Consider the following 739-nt stretch of genomic DNA (forward strand, 5'->3'; position numbering starts at 1 on the left):
GAGCCTTTTCCAACCTGGTTCTGAAGTGCGGCTGTTGGGCTGACAACATGGTGAAGCCCCTGGTAGATGGGTTTTCGACCAAGAGAACCAGCTCCACCAGAGGCTTCACGTGCTTGTCTACCCGTCGGGCGTCGACGTGTCCAGCTCCGCCCTCCGCTTCCTCGCACAGCAGCTGCGACGCCACCGTCGCGCGATCGGCTCCCGGTGGCGGCGCCTCAGCGCCGGCCGCCAGGCCCTGCTCACCCTCGCCCACCTGCGGATGGGCCACACCTACTCCCAGCTCGCCGCCGGATTCGACATCGGCACCACGACGGCCTACCGCTACGTCACCGAGGCGGTCGAGCTCCTGGCCGCTCTCGCCCCGGTCCTGACCGACGTGGTGCGGACCGCTTCGGCCAAGGCGTACCTGATCCTGGACGGCACGCTCCTGCCGATCGACCGGATCGCCGCGGACCGGCCGTTCTACTCCGGCAAGCACAAGAGGCACGGGATGAACGTCCAGGTCATCGCTGATCCCTTCGGCCGGCTGCTGTGGGCCTCACCGGCCCTGCCCGGCGCCGTCCACGACATCCGGGCGGCCCGCGAACACGGCATCGTCGACGCCCTCACCGAGGCAGACATCCCGTGCTGGGCCGACAAGGCATACCGAGGCGCCGGCGGCACGGTCCGCACCCCGTGCTGGGGACGGTGGGAGGCCCTCTCCGCAGGCCAGCAAGCTGTGAACCGGTCCCACGCGAAG

Annotated in this window: 1 protein-coding gene; it reads left to right on the top strand. The window is 69.4% G+C overall.

The features are described from left to right. Positions 1 to 109 precede the first annotated feature (109 nt). On the top strand, positions 110 to 739 hold a 630-nt coding region (locus tag QK442_RS36245), incomplete at its 3' end, for a transposase family protein (RefSeq protein ID WP_282698398.1).

It is taken from the genome of Streptomyces sp. CC208A (assembly GCF_030010625.1).
Classification (GTDB): Bacteria; Actinomycetota; Actinomycetes; order Streptomycetales; family Streptomycetaceae; genus Streptomyces.